General features: G+C 65.5%; 2 protein-coding genes. Both read right to left on the minus strand.

The annotated features are described in order from the left end of the window. Positions 1-579: 579 nt before the first annotated feature. Positions 580-1023, minus strand: a complete 444-nt coding sequence (locus ABD161_RS15890; protein WP_023164837.1) for an acyl-CoA thioesterase — start codon at positions 1021-1023, stop codon at positions 580-582. Then, the coding region (locus ABD161_RS15895; protein WP_344005220.1) for a 3-hydroxyacyl-CoA dehydrogenase family protein at positions 1020-1283 on the minus strand (264 nt) is incomplete at its 5' end. The genes ABD161_RS15895 and ABD161_RS15890, both read right to left, overlap by 4 nt.

Here is a 1283-nt window from a genome sequence, read left to right on the forward strand (position 1 = left end):
GACATCTGTATCTGTTCTCCCAAGGGGTCAGGTGTGCCAGATGACACGGTGTTCGACAGGCTCAGGGCGGTCTGATCTATCTTGTTGCCGCGTTCAGCAGGGCGTTCTTTTGCTGGGCCCGTCCGGTTGCCGGCGGTGTCAGGTGAGCGCCTGCCGTGCGTGATCAGACCGACCCCGGGGTGTGGGTCACGCCCGGGCTGCAGACTGGCCCGCGACGGCTTTCTCCGCGTTCGGCCCCGGGTTCATCGAGACCATCGAGATCACCGCGCCGATAATCGCGACGAGCCCGAACAGCTGGAACGACGGGCGATCGATAAGGACAGTTCCTCCTGGCGGGACCGCTCCCGGGGAACGTCGGTGATCTTGGGACAGGCCTGGTCCTTGCGAGTATCGATCCCTAGGGCGTTATTGCGTGCCAGGGCGTTGAGTGCATTGGTGGACCTGGTGCGGTCTTTGCCCGGGCAGCCCGGGGCAGTGAACAGGATCCGTGCCTCCCCCTGACAGACTGGGCTGTATCACGAATCTCGGACACGGTCACGGTCGGTTCTTGGTCTGCCTGGGCGGTCCGCGGGGGCGGGATCAGGATGAAGGGGGCTCGGCGGGGATGAGCGCTCGGCTTAGGGCTTGGCGGAGGTTGTCGTGTAAAGGGTCCGATCGAGAGTGGTCCGCGGTGAGCTGGACGATTCCGGTATCGCCGGACACGCAGAGTTGCCCTTGCTGGTGCAGTTCATGGTGGACGGTGAACGAACTGGAGCCAATCCTCGAGATCCAGACCTTCGCCGAGAGTGGATGGCCGTAGTGCATCGCCCGGTGGTACTCCGCCTGCAGGGAACGCACCACGCGCGGACGTTCCCCGTCCGGAGTGGTACCGATCCAGGTGAGGTAGGCGGTGATTCGAGCCTCCTCGAGAAGGGTGATCACCCGCGCATTGTTCACGTGGCCATTGGCGTCCTGGTCCGACCACCTCAGATGCAGCTCGCACTCGAAAGGCACGCCGACCACGGTCGGATCCGGTTGACTCATGCCGGAGCGCCTTCCTCGGTCTGCGCGTCCGGTGCGGAGGACGTGCGTGCCTCCAGCCCACTGAGCACAGCCTGTTGGTCGACACCGAGGACTGGCGGACGCGTGCTGTCGTAGCTGAAGAAGCCCTTGCCGGTCTTGCGGCCGAGCTCGCCGCGGGCGACCTTCTCCCGCAGGATGGCCGGCGGGGCGAACCGCTCGCCCAGGGTCGAGGCGAGGTACTCGGCGATGCCCAGGCGGACGTCCAGGCCCACGATGTCCGT

It is taken from the genome of Microbacterium paludicola, assembly GCF_039529675.1.
Taxonomy (GTDB): Bacteria; Actinomycetota; Actinomycetes; order Actinomycetales; family Microbacteriaceae; genus Microbacterium; species Microbacterium paludicola.